The 16,673-nt window shown below is 69.7% G+C and carries 18 protein-coding genes; 11 read left to right on the top strand and 7 right to left on the bottom strand.

Translation table 11 applies throughout. The features are described 5' to 3' along the window. Positions 1–10 precede the first annotated feature (10 nt). The 6 genes from ACLQ2Q_RS09065 to ACLQ2Q_RS09040 all read left to right on the top strand — a co-directional run bounded on the left by ACLQ2Q_RS09065 (position 11) and on the right by ACLQ2Q_RS09040 (position 5,263). Entirely contained in the window at positions 11–280 is a 270-nt protein-coding gene (locus tag ACLQ2Q_RS09065; RefSeq protein WP_425820118.1) for an exodeoxyribonuclease VII small subunit, read from the top strand. Beyond that, entirely contained in the window at positions 280–909 is a 630-nt protein-coding gene (locus ACLQ2Q_RS09060; protein ID WP_425820569.1) for a DUF4245 family protein, read from the top strand. The genes ACLQ2Q_RS09065 and ACLQ2Q_RS09060 overlap by 1 nt, the downstream gene beginning before the upstream one ends. Positions 910–944: 35 nt before the next feature. Further along, positions 945–1,553, top strand: coding sequence for a carbonic anhydrase (locus ACLQ2Q_RS09055; protein ID WP_425820568.1), 609 nt, complete (start codon positions 945–947; stop codon positions 1,551–1,553). A 77-nt stretch (positions 1,554–1,630) separates the two neighbouring features. After that, positions 1,631–3,025, top strand: coding sequence for a class II fumarate hydratase (locus ACLQ2Q_RS09050; protein ID WP_425820117.1), 1,395 nt, complete (start codon positions 1,631–1,633; stop codon positions 3,023–3,025). A gap of 115 nt (positions 3,026–3,140) precedes the next feature. Next, a complete protein-coding gene (locus ACLQ2Q_RS09045; RefSeq protein ID WP_425820116.1) occupies positions 3,141–4,607 on the top strand; it encodes a sensor histidine kinase in 1,467 nt (488 codons plus the stop codon). Further along, positions 4,604–5,263, top strand: a complete 660-nt coding sequence (locus tag ACLQ2Q_RS09040) for a response regulator transcription factor (protein ID WP_425820115.1) — start codon at positions 4,604–4,606, stop codon at positions 5,261–5,263. Before ACLQ2Q_RS09045 ends, ACLQ2Q_RS09040 begins: the two co-directional genes overlap by 4 nt. Positions 5,264–5,371: 108 nt before the next feature. On the opposite strand, the gene ACLQ2Q_RS09035 is transcribed toward ACLQ2Q_RS09040, so the two are convergent. The 4 genes from ACLQ2Q_RS09035 to ACLQ2Q_RS09020 form a co-directional block, all read right to left on the bottom strand. Further along, entirely contained in the window at positions 5,372–5,995 is a 624-nt protein-coding gene (locus tag ACLQ2Q_RS09035) for a hypothetical protein (RefSeq protein ID WP_425820114.1), read from the bottom strand. 153 nt (positions 5,996–6,148) lie between these two features. Next, the gene (locus tag ACLQ2Q_RS09030; protein WP_425820113.1) at positions 6,149–7,519 is read right to left on the bottom strand and encodes a PhoH family protein; all 1,371 of its coding nucleotides are present in this window, start codon (positions 7,517–7,519) and stop codon (positions 6,149–6,151) included. A gap of 199 nt (positions 7,520–7,718) precedes the next feature. Then, complete coding sequence (locus ACLQ2Q_RS09025) at positions 7,719–8,834, bottom strand: aminotransferase class V-fold PLP-dependent enzyme (protein ID WP_425820567.1); 1,116 nt, start codon at positions 8,832–8,834, stop codon at positions 7,719–7,721. A 53-nt stretch (positions 8,835–8,887) separates the two neighbouring features. Further along, positions 8,888–9,673, bottom strand: coding sequence for an isoprenyl transferase (locus ACLQ2Q_RS09020; RefSeq protein ID WP_425820112.1), 786 nt, complete (start codon positions 9,671–9,673; stop codon positions 8,888–8,890). A gap of 132 nt (positions 9,674–9,805) precedes the next feature. Here ACLQ2Q_RS09020 and trhA point away from each other — a divergent pair, with 132 nt between their 5' ends. Beyond that, the gene (trhA, locus tag ACLQ2Q_RS09015) at positions 9,806–10,492 is read left to right on the top strand and encodes a PAQR family membrane homeostasis protein TrhA (RefSeq protein ID WP_425820566.1); all 687 of its coding nucleotides are present in this window, start codon (positions 9,806–9,808) and stop codon (positions 10,490–10,492) included. 2 nt (positions 10,493–10,494) lie between these two features. On the opposite strand, the gene ACLQ2Q_RS09010 is transcribed toward trhA, so the two are convergent. After that, complete coding sequence (locus ACLQ2Q_RS09010) at positions 10,495–10,806, bottom strand: hypothetical protein (RefSeq protein WP_425820111.1); 312 nt, start codon at positions 10,804–10,806, stop codon at positions 10,495–10,497. 65 nt (positions 10,807–10,871) lie between these two features. Here ACLQ2Q_RS09010 and ACLQ2Q_RS09005 point away from each other — a divergent pair, with 65 nt between their 5' ends. Continuing rightward, positions 10,872–11,264, top strand: coding sequence for a DUF4307 domain-containing protein (locus ACLQ2Q_RS09005; RefSeq protein ID WP_425820110.1), 393 nt, complete (start codon positions 10,872–10,874; stop codon positions 11,262–11,264). A gap of 141 nt (positions 11,265–11,405) precedes the next feature. Further along, entirely contained in the window at positions 11,406–11,897 is a 492-nt protein-coding gene (greA, locus tag ACLQ2Q_RS09000) for a transcription elongation factor GreA (protein ID WP_425820109.1), read from the top strand. Between the two features lie 24 nt (positions 11,898–11,921). On the opposite strand, the gene ilvA is transcribed toward greA, so the two are convergent. Both ilvA and ACLQ2Q_RS08990 read right to left on the bottom strand, forming a co-directional pair. After that, positions 11,922–13,145, bottom strand: coding sequence for a threonine ammonia-lyase (ilvA, locus tag ACLQ2Q_RS08995; RefSeq protein ID WP_425820108.1), 1,224 nt, complete (start codon positions 13,143–13,145; stop codon positions 11,922–11,924). After that, a complete protein-coding gene (locus ACLQ2Q_RS08990) occupies positions 13,142–14,326 on the bottom strand; it encodes an AI-2E family transporter (RefSeq protein WP_425820107.1) in 1,185 nt (394 codons plus the stop codon). The genes ilvA and ACLQ2Q_RS08990 overlap by 4 nt, the downstream gene beginning before the upstream one ends. Before the next feature lie 140 nt (positions 14,327–14,466). Here ACLQ2Q_RS08990 and ACLQ2Q_RS08985 point away from each other — a divergent pair, with 140 nt between their 5' ends. Together ACLQ2Q_RS08985 and ACLQ2Q_RS08980 are read left to right on the top strand one after the other, a co-directional pair. Then, complete coding sequence (locus ACLQ2Q_RS08985) at positions 14,467–15,765, top strand: winged helix-turn-helix domain-containing protein (protein WP_425820106.1); 1,299 nt, start codon at positions 14,467–14,469, stop codon at positions 15,763–15,765. Beyond that, the gene (locus tag ACLQ2Q_RS08980; protein ID WP_425820105.1) at positions 15,762–16,670 is read left to right on the top strand and encodes a hypothetical protein; all 909 of its coding nucleotides are present in this window, start codon (positions 15,762–15,764) and stop codon (positions 16,668–16,670) included. The genes ACLQ2Q_RS08985 and ACLQ2Q_RS08980 overlap by 4 nt, the downstream gene beginning before the upstream one ends. Positions 16,671–16,673 lie beyond the last annotated feature (3 nt).

Raw genomic sequence — 16,673 nt, 5'->3', positions numbered from 1 at the left:
GATGGATGACATGACGCAGACCGCGCCCCCGGCCGGCCAGGGCTCTCCCGCGGAGCGGCCCGCCGCCCCGGATGTCGCGACCCTCTCGTTCGAGCAGGCGCGCGACGAACTGGTGAAGGTCGTCGCGGAACTGGAGCAGGGCGCCCCCACGCTCGAGCACTCCCTCGCGCTGTGGGAGCGGGGCGAGGCCCTGGCCGCGCGCTGCGAGGAGTGGCTGCGCGGTGCGAAGCAGCGTCTCGATGCCGCGCGAGGCGCCGCGGATGACGGGGCGTCGACGTGATGGCGCGCGCCGCCAGTCGCGACATCCCGGCCCAGTCCCCCGACGATGTGGCGGCCGACAAGGCGGAGCGATCACGCGCCTACCGGGCGAGCCAGACGACCCGCAACCTGATCGCCGCCATGCTCGCCACCCTCGCCGTCGTGCTCGTGATCATCCTCGCCGTGCCCCGAGGTGAGCCGGCGCCGCGGCCGCCCATCGATGTCGCAGCCGTCGCGCAGGGTGTGGAAGAGACATACGACCGCGCGGTGCTCGTGGCCGACGTGCCGGAGACGTGGCGAGTGAACGGCGCACAGGTCGAGGCCGACGCGATCGCGGCATGGGAAGTCATCTACGTGCCCGATGAGAACAGCTTTCTGCGCTTGGCGCAGGGGTTCGATGCGGGCGAGACGTGGGCGGCACAGGTGCTGCGGGGCGCGGCGCCGACGGGCACCGCCACGATCGACGGGCTCACGTGGGACACGTACGAGATCGCGCAGCCGTCGCGCAACGCCAACGTGTCGTACGCACTGGGCATCCAGGCGGGCCCGGACCATGTGCTGCTGTACGGGTCGGCCAGCCCGGAGACGACCGCGCTGGTCGCAGGGGGCCTCACCGACCAGATCCGCGCACTCCAGGAGGCACCTCAGTGACCGATCGACCGACTCCCGCCAAGGTGTGGGGCGAGATGGTGCGCGGCAACGCGCGCTTCGTCGCCGGCGAACCGCGCCACCCCCGTCAGGATGTCGAGCACCGCAACGAGGTGGCCATCGCGCAGACGCCCCGCGCTGCTCTGTTCGGCTGCTCCGATTCCCGCCTCGCTGCCGAGATCATCTTCGACAAGGGGCTCGGCGACCTGTTCGTCGTCCGCAACGCGGGTCAGGTGATCTCCGACTCGGTCATCGGAAGCCTGGAGTACGCCGTGGCCGTGCTGAAGGTGTCGCTGATCGTCGTGCTCGGCCACGATGAGTGCGGTGCGGTCGCGGCCGCCATCGCGTCGCAGGGCGCCGATGCCACCCCGCTGCCACCGCACATCGTGCGCCTCATCGAGCCGATCATCCCGGCGGTGCACCGTGTGGTAGGCGACGGCGCCGTCGACCCGCAGTCCGTCGACGCAGAACTCGTCGGGCGGGAGCACCTCCGCGACACGGTCGCCGAGCTGCTCGAGAAGTCCGAGCTGATCGGTGACGCGATCGCGGCGGGCGAGCTCGCCATCGTCGGCGCGAACTATCGCCTCTCGCAGGGAACGGTGGCGCCCGACGTGATCGTCGGACCCGCCACGGACGGCGACGCCTGAGGCCTCGAAGGCTCGCCACAGCACGACAGCAGACCCGACATCGCACACCCGTACACACCAGGCAGAGGAACGACGACGTGACTGACACCGAGTACCGCATCGAGCACGACACCATGGGCGAGGTCCGGGTGCCGGCATCCGCCCTCTACGGGGCGCAGACGCAGCGGGCGGTCGAGAACTTCCCGATCTCGGGTGACAGCCTGGACCCTGCGCAGCTGGTGGCGCTGGCGCGCATCAAGAAGTCCGCGGCGCTGGCCAACAAGGAGCTCGGAACACTGCAGGGCGACATCGCGGACGCGATCGCCGCGGCCGCGGACGACGTCATCACGGGCGAGTACTTCGCCCACTTCCCGATCGACGTGTATCAGACGGGCAGCGGCACCTCGTCGAACATGAACATGAACGAGGTGCTCGCGACCCTCGCGACGCGTCGCCTCGGTTCGCCGGTGCACCCCAACGACCACGTGAACGCCTCGCAGTCCTCCAACGACGTCTTCCCGACGTCGGTGCACGTCGCGGTCACGCAGGAGCTCATCGACGACCTCATCCCGGCCCTCGATCACCTCGCGGTCGCCCTCGAGGAGAAGGCGGAGCTGTGGAAGGATGCCGTCAAGTCGGGCCGCACGCACCTCATGGACGCGACCCCGGTCACGCTCGGACAGGAGTTCGGCGGCTATGCGCGACAGATGCGCCTGGGCATCGAGCGGGTCCAGTCCGTGCTGCCACGCGTCGCGGAGGTGCCGCTCGGCGGCACGGCCGTCGGCACGGGCATCAACACGCCGCTCGGCTTCCCCCAGAGGGTCATCGAACTGCTCGTGGCCGAGACCGAACTGCCGATCACCGAGGCGAAGGACCACTTCGAGGCACAGGCGAACCGCGACGCCCTCGTCGAGGCATCCGGGGCCCTCCGCACGATCGCGGTCTCGCTGACCAAGATCAACAACGACATTCGGTGGATGGGCTCCGGGCCGAACACGGGCCTCGGTGAGCTGCACATCCCCGACCTGCAGCCTGGCTCCTCGATCATGCCCGGCAAGGTCAATCCCGTGGTGCCGGAGGCGACGCTGATGGTGTGCGCCCGCGTCATCGGGAACGATGCCACCATCGCCTGGGCCGGCGCATCCGGAGCGTTCGAGCTGAACGTCGCCATCCCGGTGATGGGCACGGCGCTGCTCGAATCGATCCGCCTCCTGGCCAACACGGTGCGCGTACTGGCCGACAAGACCATCTCCGGCCTGGAGGCGAACCTGGAGCGCGCAGCCGCCTTCGCGGGCATGTCGCCCTCGATCGTCACGCCCCTGAACAAGCTCATCGGGTACGAGGCCGCGGCGAAGATCGCGAAGCACTCCGTCGCCGAGGGCATCACGATCCGCGAGGCGGTTCTCGACCTCGGATACATCGACCGCGGCGAGCTGACGCTGCAGCAGCTCGATGAGAAGCTCGACCTCTTGTCGATGACGCACGCCGGATGATACCCGATCTGGGCGGATTCTCGGCCGACGGGGCCATAATCAGACGATGAGCAGCACGTCGAGATCCTTCTCGGCACGCACGCGAATACTGGGGGCAATACTCTCAGTGGCGTGCGTGGGACTCGTCATCGCCGGGGGCATCACATTCGTGGCCGAGCGTGAGCGGGTCATCAACGAGATCGACGACCGCTTGGAGTCCCAGGTGGCGAGCCTCGTGACGGTCGCCGCCATGACCGACGTGGAGCCGATTCCTGCACCCGATGCGTCGCAGGCGCCCGCCACCGCACGGGAGGAGCTTCGCCCGGCGGACTTCGGATCCGTCAACGAGTACCTCCGGGCGGCCGTCGCCCGTCTGGTGCCCGGACTCAACGAGGCGTCGGTCGCGATCCTCGACGGGGTTCCCCGCTATCGCCCTGAGACACTGTCGGGCTTCGACATCTCCGACAACGATCAGCTGATCGACCGCGTCGTGGAGGAGACGAAGGGATCCGACGCGAGCCTCATCGGCACCTCCGTGACCGACGAGGGCGCCCTGCGCTACATCGCCGTCCCGGTCTCGATGGAGGGTGACGAGAGCAAGGGCATCTACCTGCGAGCGATCGATCTGGATGCCGAGCTGAACGCGGTCGACACCTCGATCCTGACCTATGCCATCGCCGCGCTGGCGACGATCGCCGCAACGGGCATCGTGGGGTGGTTCGTCGTGGGCCGACTGCTCTCGCCCATCCGGCGCCTGCAGGAGACGGCCGATTCCATCACGCTCACCGAACTCGGGGCGCGCATCCCGACCGGCGGAAACGACGACATCTCCGACGTCACGCGGACGGTCAACTCGATGCTCGACCGGCTCGAGGGCTCGGTCGATGTGCAACGGCAGCTGCTGGATGACGTGCGCCACGAGCTGAAGACGCCCATCACGATCGTGCGAGGACATCTGGAGATGATGGACCCCGGCGACTCGGACGACGTCGCCCTCACCCGGGACATCGGCATCGCGGAACTCGACCGCATGACGCGGCTCGTCGATGACATCGACATGCTGGCCACCGTCGAGGGCGACCAGTTCTCGATGGTCACGATCGAGGTCGCGGGCCTCACCGCCCGGGTCGCCGAGCTCGTCGCGGTCATCCCCGACCACGAGTGGTCGGTGGAGGCGGCCGGCGACGGCACCGTGGAGGGCGACGATGACCGGCTGCTGCAGGCCTGGCTGCAGCTCGCCGACAACGCCGCCAAGTACTCGCCTCCCGGATCCCCCATCGAACTGGGCAGCAGCTCAGACGCGGCGGGTGTGCACCTGTGGGTGCGCGACCACGGGCCCGGCATCCCGCCGGCCGCGCGCCACCGCATCTTCCGGCGCTTCGACCGCGCCCACGAGCGACGATCCGTCGGCGGCTCCGGGTTGGGGCTCGCTATCGTCGACGCGATCACGAAGGCGCATGATGGACACATCACCGTCACCGACACCCCAGGGGGCGGAGTGACTTTCACGATCCATCTTCCGCTCCGACAGGGCTCGCCGACCGAACTGCCTGCCCCGGTGCGTGCGGGCGATGTCGTGATGCAACGAGAGGCCACGGGATGACCCGGATACTCATCGCCGAGGACGAACCGCGGATCTCGGCCTTCATCGCGCGCGGGCTCGAGGCCGCGGGCTATGTCACGACCGTCGTCGAGAACGGGCTGGATGCCCTCGAACTGGCACTCGACGAGGACGTGGACCTGCTTCTGCTCGATGTCGGGCTGCCGGGCATGGACGGCTTCGAGGTCCTCACGCAGCTGCGAGGCCAGGGCTCCGCCCTCCCGATCATCATGCTCACCGCTCGGACCGGAACGCGCGACACCGTGGACGGGCTGGATGCCGGGGCGAACGACTACATGGCCAAGCCCTTCAAGTTCGACGAGCTTCTCGCCCGCATCCGCTCGCGCCTGCGGGAGAGGATGACCAGCGGCGACCTGACCACGATCGTCTACGGTGACGTCACCCTCAGCGTCCTCACGCGACGCGCGGAGATCGGGGGGCGCGGTGTCGACCTCTCCGCCCGCGAGTTCGCACTGGCGGAGCAGTTCTTGCGCCACCCCGGCCAGGTGCTGAGCCGCGAGCAGCTGCTCAGCCGCGTCTGGGGAATGGACTTCGACCCGGGCTCGAACGTCGTCGATGTCTACGTGCGGTACCTGCGGGGCAAGTTCGGCACCGAGCGCATCGAAACCGTCCGCGGTGCGGGATACCGCTGGGTCTGAGCCGGCGCTCGCGCTTCGAGCGGTTTCTGTCCCCGGGCATGAAGAAGCCCCCGGCGCTGGGGGACACCGGGGGCTGGGGAGGCTCGGAGCTGGGGGACTCCGGGCACTTCAATCGCGAGGGTCGGGAACGACCGGCGATTTTTCCTTCTTCAATCCGGACCACGACTTGGGGGAATCATGTCCGGATGGGGAACCCGCTTTCGCGGGGGTCTGTGGGTCGACGTGGCGACCGAAGTCGGGCACGTCGGACTGGGCGGGATTCACGTCTTTCGATCGGAGTTCCGCCTCGAGCCTGGAGCGGAGTTCCGCCTCGACCTTCGAGCGGAGTTCGGCATCCACCTTGGAGCGAAGCTCTTCTGCGACGTTCGAGCGACGCTCGGCCTCGACCGGGACGTCACCGGGCGTGTCGTTCGTGACCACCGGCTCGGCTTCATCCACGGGCTGCGCCACGGGAGCGATCGGGGTCGTGTCAGTGGCGCGCGAAGCCGCGATGTCCAACGGGTCGGGAGCCGGCACGACCTCCGGCACCCGCGGCGCGAGGCGCGGAACTCGCTCCTGGTCCACCGTGGATCCGTTGAAGGGGACGACGACCGGCCTGCCGGCAGGGACACCCGACGAGTCCTTGAGCGTGATCGCGTGGGCGGTGGACACTGCACCGACGAAGGCCATGGCGACCACGACGGTTGCCGCGCCACCCGACAGCACCGCCCTGCGTGCCACGCCATCCCCCATCGTTTGAACCGTACACGCGCGCGTGCAGCAAATCGCTAACTATTCTAGCAAGTGTGCGGTGCCGGAGTGAGAGCCAGAGGTGAGGGGCATGAGATTTTTCTCATGCCCCTCACTCTCACCAGACCGAGGCGGATGGGGCCGCCTCATCGGCCCTCACGCCAGCTCTCCTGCCTCCAGCAGTTCCGTCACGAGCGCCGCGATCGCGGATCGCTCCGACCGCATCAGCGTCACGTGGCCGAAGAGGGAGTGACCCTTGAGGGTCTCGATCACCGAAGCCACGCCGTCATGCCGTCCGACACGGAGGTTGTCGCGCTGTCCCACGTCGTGCGTCAGCACAACCCGCGAGTTCTGGCCGATGCGGCTCAGCACGGTGAGGAGCACGTTGCGCTCGAGCGACTGGGCCTCATCGACGATAACGAACGCATCGTGCAGCGACCGGCCACGGATGTGGGTGAGCGGCAGCACCTCGAGCAGTCCTCGCGCGACGATCTCCTCGACGACGTTCGCCGAGACCACCGATCCGAGAGTGTCGAAGATCGCCTGGCCCCACGGGCCCATCTTCTCGCCCTGATCACCCGGAAGGTAGCCGAGCTCCTGGCCTCCGACCGCGAAGAGGGGGCGGAAGACGATGATCTTCCGCTGCTGCTGCCGCTCCAGCACGGACTCGAGACCCGCGCACAGCGCCAGCGCCGACTTTCCGGTTCCGGCGCGCCCGCCGAGGGAGACGATGCCGACGTCGGGGTCGAGCAGCAGGTCGATCGCGATCCTCTGCTCGGCGGAGCGTCCGTGCATGCCGAAGATCTCGCGATCCCCACGCACGAGCCGGTACTCCCCCGGGCTCGTGATACGGCCGAGCGCCGATCCCCGCTCGGACTGGATGATGAGGCCGGTGTTGATGGGGAGGCCGCGCACGTCGTCGCTCGCGGCGACGTCGCTCTCGTACAGGTCACTGAGATCGTCACCCGAGACGCCGATGGTGGCGATGCCGGTCCAGCCGGAATCCACCGCCTGCTCGGCGAGATATTCCTCGGCGCTCAGACCGAGCGACGCCGCCTTCACCCGCATCGGCAGATCCTTGGAGACGATCGTGACGTCCTGCCCGTCCTGGGCGAGGTGCATCGCCACCGCCAGGATGCGGCTGTCGTTGTCCCCCAGACGGATGCCGGATGGCAGCACGCTTCCGTCGGTGTTGTTCAGCTCGACGCGGAGCGTTCCGCCCTCGCCGACCGGAACGGCGAAATCGAGACGCCCGTGTTCGATCCGCAGCTCATCGAGGTGGCGCAGCGCCTGCCGGGCGAAGTAGCCGATCTCCGGGTCGTGACGCTTGCCCTCCAGCTCCGAGATCACCACCACCGGGATGACGACGGAGTGCTCGGCGAAACGGAAGAACGCCCTGGGATCCGATAGCAGCACCGACGTGTCGAGCACGTAGGTGCGGAGATCCGTGTCGGATGCCTCCCGCTCCAACGTGCTCTCACTGTTGGCGGCCCGGCGGCCTGGCTGCTCTGGTGCTCGTGTGGTCACAACCCACTCCCGACCCGGGACGGATCCCGGCAGTCCTCGAGTCGACCATGGCAGCGAGTCGCAATCCTGAAGGCCGACCCGACCGGGCACCTTGCCCGATGAGATGAACGTACGTCCGCGATGTCACGGGCGTGTGCTCGACACGCCTGCCCGGGTTACAGGCGGGTTAATTCCTGGGAGCTGCAGCGGCGCCGAGGTGTCACCAGACGCGGCTCTGAGCGAACGCGGCGAGCGCGTCGCCGAACAGACGCAGCGTCTCGGCACCGGTTCCCACGTGCGGGGCCACGCGGATGAGCCCGCCGCGGGCCGTCACGGTGAGGCCGTGGTTGGCGAGAGCCGCGCCCAGCGGCGCGACATCGGCGGCGGGCGGCGCGAGCGCCACGATACCGGCGCGACGCTCCGCCTCGCGGGGCGTCGCGACAGGGATCTCGAAGCGATCCGCCGATTGAATGACGTCCCGCGTGCGGGCAACGAGCTCGGACTCGATGCGGGCGACGCCCGCATCGCGCACCTCTCGCAGCCCGGTCGCGAGCCGAGCGGCCGCCAGCGCGTCCGGGTTGCTGACGGTGAAGGCCTTCGCGGATGCCGCGGGGCGCGGCACCTCGTCCATCGGCAGGCCGCCCTCCACGCCGGCGAATCCGGACAGGACGGGAGCGATGCGCTCGAGCGCGCGGTCTCCGAACCAGGCGAAGCCGGTTCCCCGCCCCGCGCGGAGCCACTTGTAGCCGTTGCTGCAGACGACGTCCGCGGCGGCGTACTCGGCATCCACCACACCGAAGCCCTGGATCGCATCGACGATCAGCAGCCGGTCCGGTCCGATCACCTCACGCAGCGCACCGAGGTCGGCACGATAGCCCGTGCGGAAATCCACGAGGCTCACCATCACGGCGGTGACGTCGTCATCGAGAGCGTCGCGCACGGCCTCCGGTGTCACCGCGCCGGATTCCGGCGTGACCCATCGGGGTGTGACCCGGCCGAAGGCCTCGGCGGCACGGGTGAGCGACACCGTGATGCTCGGGAACTCGGCGGTCGACGCGATCACCGTGCCCGAGAGCCCGAAGACCGCGTGCATGAGCCCGTACGAAGTGGATGGCTGGAGGGTCACCTGCCCTTCGTCGCCGCCCACCAGTTCGGCGACGAGCTGTCGCGCCTCGCGGGCGTGTTCGGCGACGAGGTCGATGCTCGACGAACGCCCGGAGCCGAGAAGCTCGGCATCCGCGTGCACCTCGCTGCGCACCCCGGGCGAGAGCGGGCCGAAGGCCGCCCAGTCCAGGTATCCGGGTTCTCCGTCGAACGAGGACTGGTACGCCTCCATCGTGGTCACCGTGTCATCATTGCAGTTCTCCCGCGACCGCGCTGACGGCGGACTCAGCTGCCGTAGCGGCGATCGCGGGACGCGAAGTCGCGGATCGCACGAAGGAAGTCGACCTCGCGCAGGTCGGGTCCGAGCGCCTCGACGAAGTAGAACTCGCTGTGGGCGCTCTGCCAGAGCAGGAAGTCCGAGAGGCGCTGCTCGCCGGAGGTGCGGATGACCAGGTCCGGGTCCGGCTGACCCCCCGTGTAGAGATGCTCCCCGATCGTCTCGGGGGTGAGACTGGCGGCGAGCTCCTCGAGCGTGCCGCCGTCGCGATCGTGCTTCGCGATGATGCTGCGGACGGCATCCACGATCTCGTTGCGCCCGCCGTAGCCGACCGCGAGGTTCACATGCAGTCCGTGGTGGCCGCGCGTCCGCTCCTCCGCGTTCGCGAGCACGCGGGCGAGCTGCGGTGGCAGCCGATCCCGCCGCCCGACGTGCTGCACGCGCCAGTCACGCCCGGTGGACAGCTCGTCGGTGAGCTCGGCGATGATCTCGACGAGGTCGTTCAGCTCCTGCGAGTCGCGTTTGCGCAGGTTGTCGTTGGAGAGCAGATAGAGCGACACGACGCGGACGCCCACGTCGTCGCACCACTCCAGGAACTCGCGCATCTTCGCCGCTCCGGCCCGGTGCCCGTGGGCCGGTGTCGAGTAGCCGAGCTGCCTGGCCCATCGCCGGTTCCCGTCGATCATCATGGCGACGTGCTGGGGAACGCCCTCCGCGGGGATGCGCCGCCGCAGCCTGTTGATGTAGAGCCGGTAGAGAGGACCGCGTCCCTCATTCGATGCGGCTCGGTTCACGCCCCTACGCTACCCTTCCGGCGACGGGGATGCCGGGCGCATGTAACCCCCCGGACATATGGCAGGGCCTACGCTCGAGGGGTGACCCGCCGCGCGAAGAGCCGAGTGCCCGATGTGCCCGAGCTTCCGCTCATGGAGGCTGCGACCGTCGACGCCCATGTCGAGATCAAGCCGTCATGGCGAGGCTGGATCCACGCGGCGATGTTCCCGGTCGCGATCGTCACGGGCATCGTGCTCGTCCTGTCCGCCGACGGTGCGGCCGCCAAGTGGGCCTGCGTCGTGTTCATGGCGTCATCGCTGCTGCTCTTCGGCAACTCTGCGCTCTATCACCGCTTCGACTGGAGCCCCAAGACCAAGGCCGTCCTGAAACGGATCGACCACGCCAACATCCTGCTGCTGATCGCCGGTACCTACACGCCCATCGCCGTGCTGGCCCTGCCGCCGGGGCAGGGCACGATCCTGCTGATCGTCGTGTGGTCGGGCGCCCTGCTCGGCATCCTGTTCCGCGTCTTCTGGATCGGCGCGCCGCGGTGGCTCTACGTCGCGCTCTACCTCGCGCTCGGCTGGGCAGCCGTGATGTACCTGCCCGACCTCTTCCGCGCCAATGCCGCGATGATGTTCCTCGTGATCATCGGCGGCCTGCTCTACACCGGCGGCGCGATCGTCTACGCGATGAAGCGACCGAACCCGTGGCCGGGGCACTTCGGATTCCACGAGATCTTCCACGTCTGCACGATGCTGGCATTCCTCTGCCACTGGGCGGCGTGCCTGCTCATCGCGCTCGACCCGTACTCACCGTCGCTCGGCCTGCCCGCCTGATCTCAGCCGCGGGGACTGCCCGGGTCGATCGATTCGTCGTCGACCTCGGACGCCCTTGCCGCCGCCTCGCCCTGCTTCTCCGCCGCCTCTTCGGCATCGAGCTCGTCGTTGATCTCCTCGCGATACCGCGTCCGGCGGACGCGGCGCTGCATGTCCCACACCAGGAAGACCACGGCGAGCGCGATGAAGACGATCGCCGCGAAGCCCCATGGGCCGGGTGTGACCAGCTGGGGATCGACGGTCGGAGCCGGAATGGGCGTGGCAGCGGCGACGGCCGTCTGCAGCCCTCCGAGCGCCGCGGCCAGTACGTGCATCGAGTCCTTCGTTCCGCGCCGCAGCGCATAGCCTGGATTCCAGCCTAACCACTCGAGGGAACCCGATGACGACGAAGGAAGAGCTCGATGAGCGCTACGGCCGCACGCGGCCCGGGCGCCGTCGCGCGACCTGGATCGTGATCGGAGCGCTGGCCGCGGCATCCATCGGCGCCCTCGCCTGGGCCACGGTGGGCAACACGGTCGACGCCGTCGGCTTCGACGGAACGGGGCACGAGATCGTCGATGACCGCAGGGTCACGGTGCTCTTCCAGGTGACTCCCCCGGCCGGCGCGAGTTTCGCCTGCGCACTGGAGGCACTGGACGAGGACTTCGGCGTCGTCGGCTGGCGGGTTCTGGAATTCCCCGCGTCCGACGGCGCGGCGAAGGCCTACCAGGAGACGATTCCCACGGTCGCGCGGGCGACGACGGGTTTGGTCGACTCCTGCTGGGTCACGTAGTCTGGTCTCACTGCATTCATCGACGCCCTGGCGGGAGCCGGGGCGTCTCTGTACATAGGCGGCACTGAGGCGGTACCCGCGCCGGCACATCACCGACACGTCCGGGATCGCTCGCCCGCCCTTCAGATTCAAGGAGATCCCGTGGTAGACGACGCCCCGGTCACGTTCCTCACGCAGGAGGCGTTCGACCGTCTGCATTCCGAGCTTCAGTACCTCTCGACGACCGGCCGCGAGGACATCGCCGCCCGCATCGCCTCCGCTCGCGAGGAGGGCGACCTCAAGGAGAACGGCGGCTACCACGCCGCCAAGGACGAGCAGGGCAAGCAGGAGGCGCGCATCCGCACGCTGCAGCACCTGCTCAAGACGGCGACCGTCAGCGAGGCGCCGGCGAGCCACGGTGTGGTCGAATCCGGCACCGTCGTCACCGCGATCGTCGCAGGCGGCGAAGAGGTCTTCCTGCTCGGCAACCGCGAGATCGCTGTGGACTCCGAGCTGGACGTGTACAGCGAGGCGAGCCCCCTGGGCGCTGCCATCCTCGGCCTCAAGGAGGGCGAGAGCGCGAGCTACACCGCGCCGAACGGACGCGCGATCACGGTCGAGGTCGTCAAGGTCGAGACGTACTCGGGACAGTAGGGGCCCGCCCGGCGGCGGGCACGGTCAGTCCGCGACGACGCTCGGGCTGAATCCGGCCTCGTCCAGTGTGCTGATGACCAGCGCCCGGTGCTCCTCGCCCCGCGTCTCGACGCTGATCTGCAGCACGACCTCGCTGATCTGCATCCCCTGCCCGTGCCGGGTGTGCAGAACCTCGGTGACGTTGGCCCCGGCCCCGGCGACCAGTTCGGCGACCCGCGCGAGCATGCCCGGGCGGTCCGGCAGTGGGATGCGCAGCGTCATGTACCGACCGGATGCCGAGAGCCCGTGCGCCACGACGCGCTGCAGCAGCAGCGGGTCGATGTTGCCGCCGGAGAGCACCGTGATCGTCGGGCCGCTCGCGTGCACCTTGCCCGCCAGCATGGCCGCGACCCCCACGGCTCCCGCAGGCTCCACGACCTGCTTGGCCCGCTCGAGCAGCACGAGCAGCGCGCGTGCCATGTCGTCTTCGGTGACCGTGACCACCTCGTCGACCAGTTCGCTGATCAGGGCGAAGGGAAGGTCGCCCGGTCGTGCGACCGCGATGCCGTCGGCGATCGTGGGACGGGTCTGCACCTGCAGCGGCCGCCGGGCGGCGAGCGAGGAGGGATATGCCGCCGAGTTCTCGGCCTGCACGCCGATGACGCGCACCGTGCGGCCCTCCTCCGCCGCTTTGGCCTTCACAGCCGCGGCCACACCGGCGATGAGTCCGCCGCCGCCGATGCCCATCACGATCGTCTCGAGGTCGGGGCACTCGTCGTACAGCTCCAGACCGAGCGTGCCCTGGCCTGTGATGATGTCGAGATGGTCGAAGGGGTGGATCAGTACCGCGCCCGTGCGCTCGGCGAACTCCGCGGCGAGGCGCAGCGGCGTCTCGACCGTCGCCCCCTCGAGCACCACCTCGGCGCCGTAGCCGCGGGTCGCCAGAAGCTTGGGCACCGGGACTCCGAGGGGCATGAAGATCGTCGCCGGGATGCCGAGCTGCTGCGCCGCGAGCGCGACGCCCTGCGCGTGATTGCCCGCCGAGGCCGCGACGACCCCGCGCGCCCGCTCGGCCTCGGTGAGGCGGGAGAGCCGGTGGAATGCGCCGCGTATCTTGAAGGATCCGGTGCGCTGCAGGTTTTCGAGCTTCAGGTAGACCGGCACGCCGAGCAGGTCGCTGAGATGCTGCGACTTGTCGAGGGGCGTGTGGCTGATGACTCCTTCGAGTCCGGCGGCGGCTTCTTCGAAGTCGTGCAGGGTGGGCCTCATTGTGCTACCCGCCTCGGGGCTCGGGGGACGGTGCTCCAGATCAGGTCGTCGGATGATGGTCTCGCCCCGGTGCGCCACGACCCGGTCGTCAGCGACACCGCGACGACGTTGACGAAGGCGGCGAGCGGCACGGCGAAGAGCGCACCGGGGATGCCGGCGATCATCGCGCCGCCGGCGACCACGAGCACGACCGCAAGGGGGTGCACCTTGACGGCCGAGCCCATCAGCAGCGGCTGAAGCACGTGGCCCTCGATCTGCTGCACGCCGAGCACGACGACGAGCATCCACAGCGCGATCCAGGGGCCGTTGTAGATCAGGGCCAGGAAGACCGCCACCGTACCGGTCACGACGGCGCCGACGATCGGCACGAAGGCCCCGAGGAACACGAGCACGGCGATCGGGATGGCGAGCGGCACGCCGAGAAGGAAGGCGCCCAGGCCGATGCCGACGGCGTCGATCGACGCGACGAGCAGCTGGGTGCGGGCGAAGTTGACCACGGTCACCCAGCCGTTGCGCGCGGAGCCGTCCACTGCGGGGCGCGCGTCGCGCGGGAAGAGCCGCACGGTCCACCGCCAGATGGCGGGGCCGTCGGCGAGGATGCACAGGAGGATGAAGACCGCGAGGAGCGCGCCGACCAGAACGTGGCCGACGGTCGAACCGACGGCGAGCGCCCCCGACCAGAGCAGCTGGGCCTGCTCCTGCACCAGCGCCAGCCCCTGGTCGAGGAGGTCGTCGATCTGGGCCGAGGAGAGGTGCATCGGCCCGTCGATGAGGTACTGCCGGAACTGCTCGACGGCCTCGACCGTGCGTTCCTGCACCGAGCCCCACTGCCGCGACACCTGCCACACCACCAGCCACACCAGGCCGCCGATGATCGCGATGGTGCCGATCAGAGAGATCACGATGGCGAGCCACCGAGGCACCCGATGGCGCAGCATCCACGAGAAGGCCGGCCAGAGCAGCGCCGCAACGAGGATGGCGACGAGCAGCGGGATGACGAGAAGCTTCAGCTGGATGACGAGCCAGACGCCGACGCCGATCGCCGCGGCGACGACCAGGAAGCGCCATGCGTAGGCGGTCGCGACCCGAAGGCCCCGCGGGATGCCGGGGGCGATGTCGGTCGTGACCGTGCGGCTGCGCAGGTTGTCGAGGAAGCTGCCGCGGGGCTTGTCGTCGGTCACCCGCCTCAGTCTAGGGCGCGCGCCAGCAAGCCAGGGGTGTGGGGCGGAGCCCCACAGGAGGGCGCGCGCCAGCAAGCCAGGGGTGTGGGGCGGAGCCCCGCACACGCCGCGTGTCAGACCCCACGGCTAGGCTGGCCCGCGTGAAAGACACGCTCAGCCGGGCGGAGGCACGGCGCGTCGCGCTGGCCGCTCAGGGGTTCGCCCGGCCGCGTCCGGAGACGGTCGGCACCCGCCAGCTGAACCTCGCGGCCGCGCGCATGGGCGTCACGCAGATCGACTCGGTGAACGTGTTCGCCCGCTCGCACTACATGCCGTACTTCGCACGCATGGGCGCGTACGACACCGCCGCCCTCGACCGGCTTCTGTTCGGTCTCCGCGGCCCGTACGTCGAGTACATCGCGCACGTGGCGACGTTCATCCCGATCGAGGACTGGGCGCTCTGGCGATTCCGGATGGACGAGATGCGCGCCAAGTACGGCACGAGTCCTGATGGGTGGTTCGCCCGCAACGCCTCGACGATCGAATGGGTGCGGGCGGAGCTGGCGGCACGGGGGCCGCTGCGGCCCGCCGAGATCGAGGCCGACGCACAGCGGGGCCGCCGGGGCCCGTGGTGGGATTGGGACGTGGTCAAGCACGCGCTCGAGTACCTGTGGATGTTCGGCGAGGTCTCGATCGCGGGCCGGCGGGGTTTCGAGCGACGCTACGCACTCGCCGAGCAGGTCATCCCCGCCCAGGTACTGGCGAGTCCCGTGCCGCGGGAGGATGCGATCCGCGAGCTGGTGCGCCGCGCCGCGCGGTCGTACGGCGTCGCTTCCGCCTCGGATCTGGCCGATTACTACCGCATCCGCGACCGCAAGGCGGTGATGTCCGCGATCGGCGACCTGGTCGACGAGGGCGCCCTCCGGCCGGTCCGGGTGCTCGGCTGGGACCGTGGTGCGCGCCCGCTTCCGGCGTGGCTGCACACGGATGCCGTGGTGCCGCGTTCGGTGGATGCCGGCGCCATCCTGAGCCCGTTCGACCCCGTCGTGTGGTTCCGGGATCGTGCGGAGCGCCTGTTCGACTTCCAATACCGCATCGAGATCTACACCCCCGCCCCGCAGCGCGCGTTCGGCTACTACTCGCTGCCGGTGCTCGTCGGCGACGACATCGTGGGCCGCGTCGACCTCAAGGCCGACCGGGCCACATCGACCCTTCTGGTGCAGTCCGCGTGGTGGGAGAACGGAGCGCCCGAAGGTCGCGCTGAGCGGCTCGCCGCCGAGTTGCGCACGGCCGCCGCGTGGCAGGGCCTGGAGCACGTGTCGATCTCCGCGTGGGGCAACGCCGTCGCCGACCTCGCGCGGGTCATGCCGGACGCGCACCGTCACGAACGGGTGATCGCCGAGCCCCCCGCCGCGCGCGACGGGGACGCGCAAGCCGAGGACCTCGAGCGGGTGACGTGAAGCGCCGGGGCCCCCTGATCGCCCTCGCGGTGCTCGTCGGCGTCGTCCTCGTCGGCGTGCTGATCTGGGCGCTGACCCGGCCGCCCAGTGTGGAGGACGCGGCGGAGGACTATCTGACGGCGCTCGCCGAGGGGGACTACCCCGCCATCGCCGCGATGTCGGACTCGGGGCTCGACGCTTCGACCGAAGCCACGCTGGCCGACGCGTTCGCCGGGGCCGCGTACGGCACCGCGCCGGAGGTGGAGGAGATCACCCCGTCGGAGGGCTTCACCGGCGTGCGGTCGAGCATGGAATTCGCCGGTGAGCGGCACACCGTCTTCTTCGGCATGGCGCTTCGGAGTGGCCGGTGGACGGTGGCGACGGACTACCTGGCGGTGCTCGAGGTGGCGACGGGGATCGGCGACTCCGTATGGGTGGGCGACGCGCTTGTTCCCGTCGGCGAGGTGTTGCTCCTGCCGGCGGTCTATCCGGTCTCCCCCGCACCCCGGGCCGTACTCGACGGCGGCACCGAGGTCGTCGTGAGCAACGAAGAGCCGGCCTCGGTCGCGGTGGATGCGACCCTCACGGAGAACGCCGCCGCGCAGGTGCAGGCCCAGCTCGACCCGTACCTCGATGAGTGCACCGCTCCGGGGGCGGTCGTGCCGGACGCCTGCGGCATCCGGATCCCGTGGGCGGCCGACCTCGCCACGCTCGAGAACCTCACCTACCGCATCGAGCGGCGCCCGGCCGTCGCCCTCGCCCCGGCAGACGGGTCCTTCGCCGCGACGGGAGGCGTCCTCGTGGTCACAGCGACGGGCACGACACACGCCGGAACTGCCGGCGAATTCACCTACCGGGCCGACGATTGGGTGCTGTACGGCAGCATCGCCTTCCGTGGCGACGAGCTGGTGCTCGCCGTGCGCTGAGGC

The sequence above is a fragment of the Microbacterium sp. DT81.1 genome (assembly GCF_049844955.1).
Lineage (GTDB): Bacteria > Actinomycetota > Actinomycetes > Actinomycetales > Microbacteriaceae > Microbacterium.
Note: the sequence above shows the minus strand (reverse complement) of the source record. Positions and strands in the feature narration are given on the sequence as shown.

What these genes read in the sequence shown, in the direction of transcription:
- ilvA (WP_425820108.1), bottom strand. Translation starts at nt 13,145, where the DNA reads ATGAGGCCCACCCTGCACGACTTCGAAGAAGCCGCCGCCGGACTCGAA.
- ACLQ2Q_RS09065 (WP_425820118.1), top strand. Translation starts at nt 11, where the DNA reads ATGACGCAGACCGCGCCCCCGGCCGGCCAGGGCTCTCCCGCGGAGCGG.
- trhA (WP_425820566.1), top strand. Translation starts at nt 9,806, where the DNA reads ATGGAGGCTGCGACCGTCGACGCCCATGTCGAGATCAAGCCGTCATGG.
- ACLQ2Q_RS09055 (WP_425820568.1), top strand. Translation starts at nt 945, where the DNA reads ATGGTGCGCGGCAACGCGCGCTTCGTCGCCGGCGAACCGCGCCACCCC.
- ACLQ2Q_RS09040 (WP_425820115.1), top strand. Translation starts at nt 4,604, where the DNA reads ATGACCCGGATACTCATCGCCGAGGACGAACCGCGGATCTCGGCCTTC.
- ACLQ2Q_RS09060 (WP_425820569.1), top strand. Translation starts at nt 280, where the DNA reads ATGGCGCGCGCCGCCAGTCGCGACATCCCGGCCCAGTCCCCCGACGAT.
- ACLQ2Q_RS09010 (WP_425820111.1), bottom strand. Translation starts at nt 10,806, where the DNA reads ATGCACGTACTGGCCGCGGCGCTCGGAGGGCTGCAGACGGCCGTCGCC.
- ACLQ2Q_RS09025 (WP_425820567.1), bottom strand. Translation starts at nt 8,834, where the DNA reads ATGGAGGCGTACCAGTCCTCGTTCGACGGAGAACCCGGATACCTGGAC.
- ACLQ2Q_RS09005 (WP_425820110.1), top strand. Translation starts at nt 10,872, where the DNA reads ATGACGACGAAGGAAGAGCTCGATGAGCGCTACGGCCGCACGCGGCCC.
- ACLQ2Q_RS09035 (WP_425820114.1), bottom strand. Translation starts at nt 5,995, where the DNA reads ATGGGGGATGGCGTGGCACGCAGGGCGGTGCTGTCGGGTGGCGCGGCA.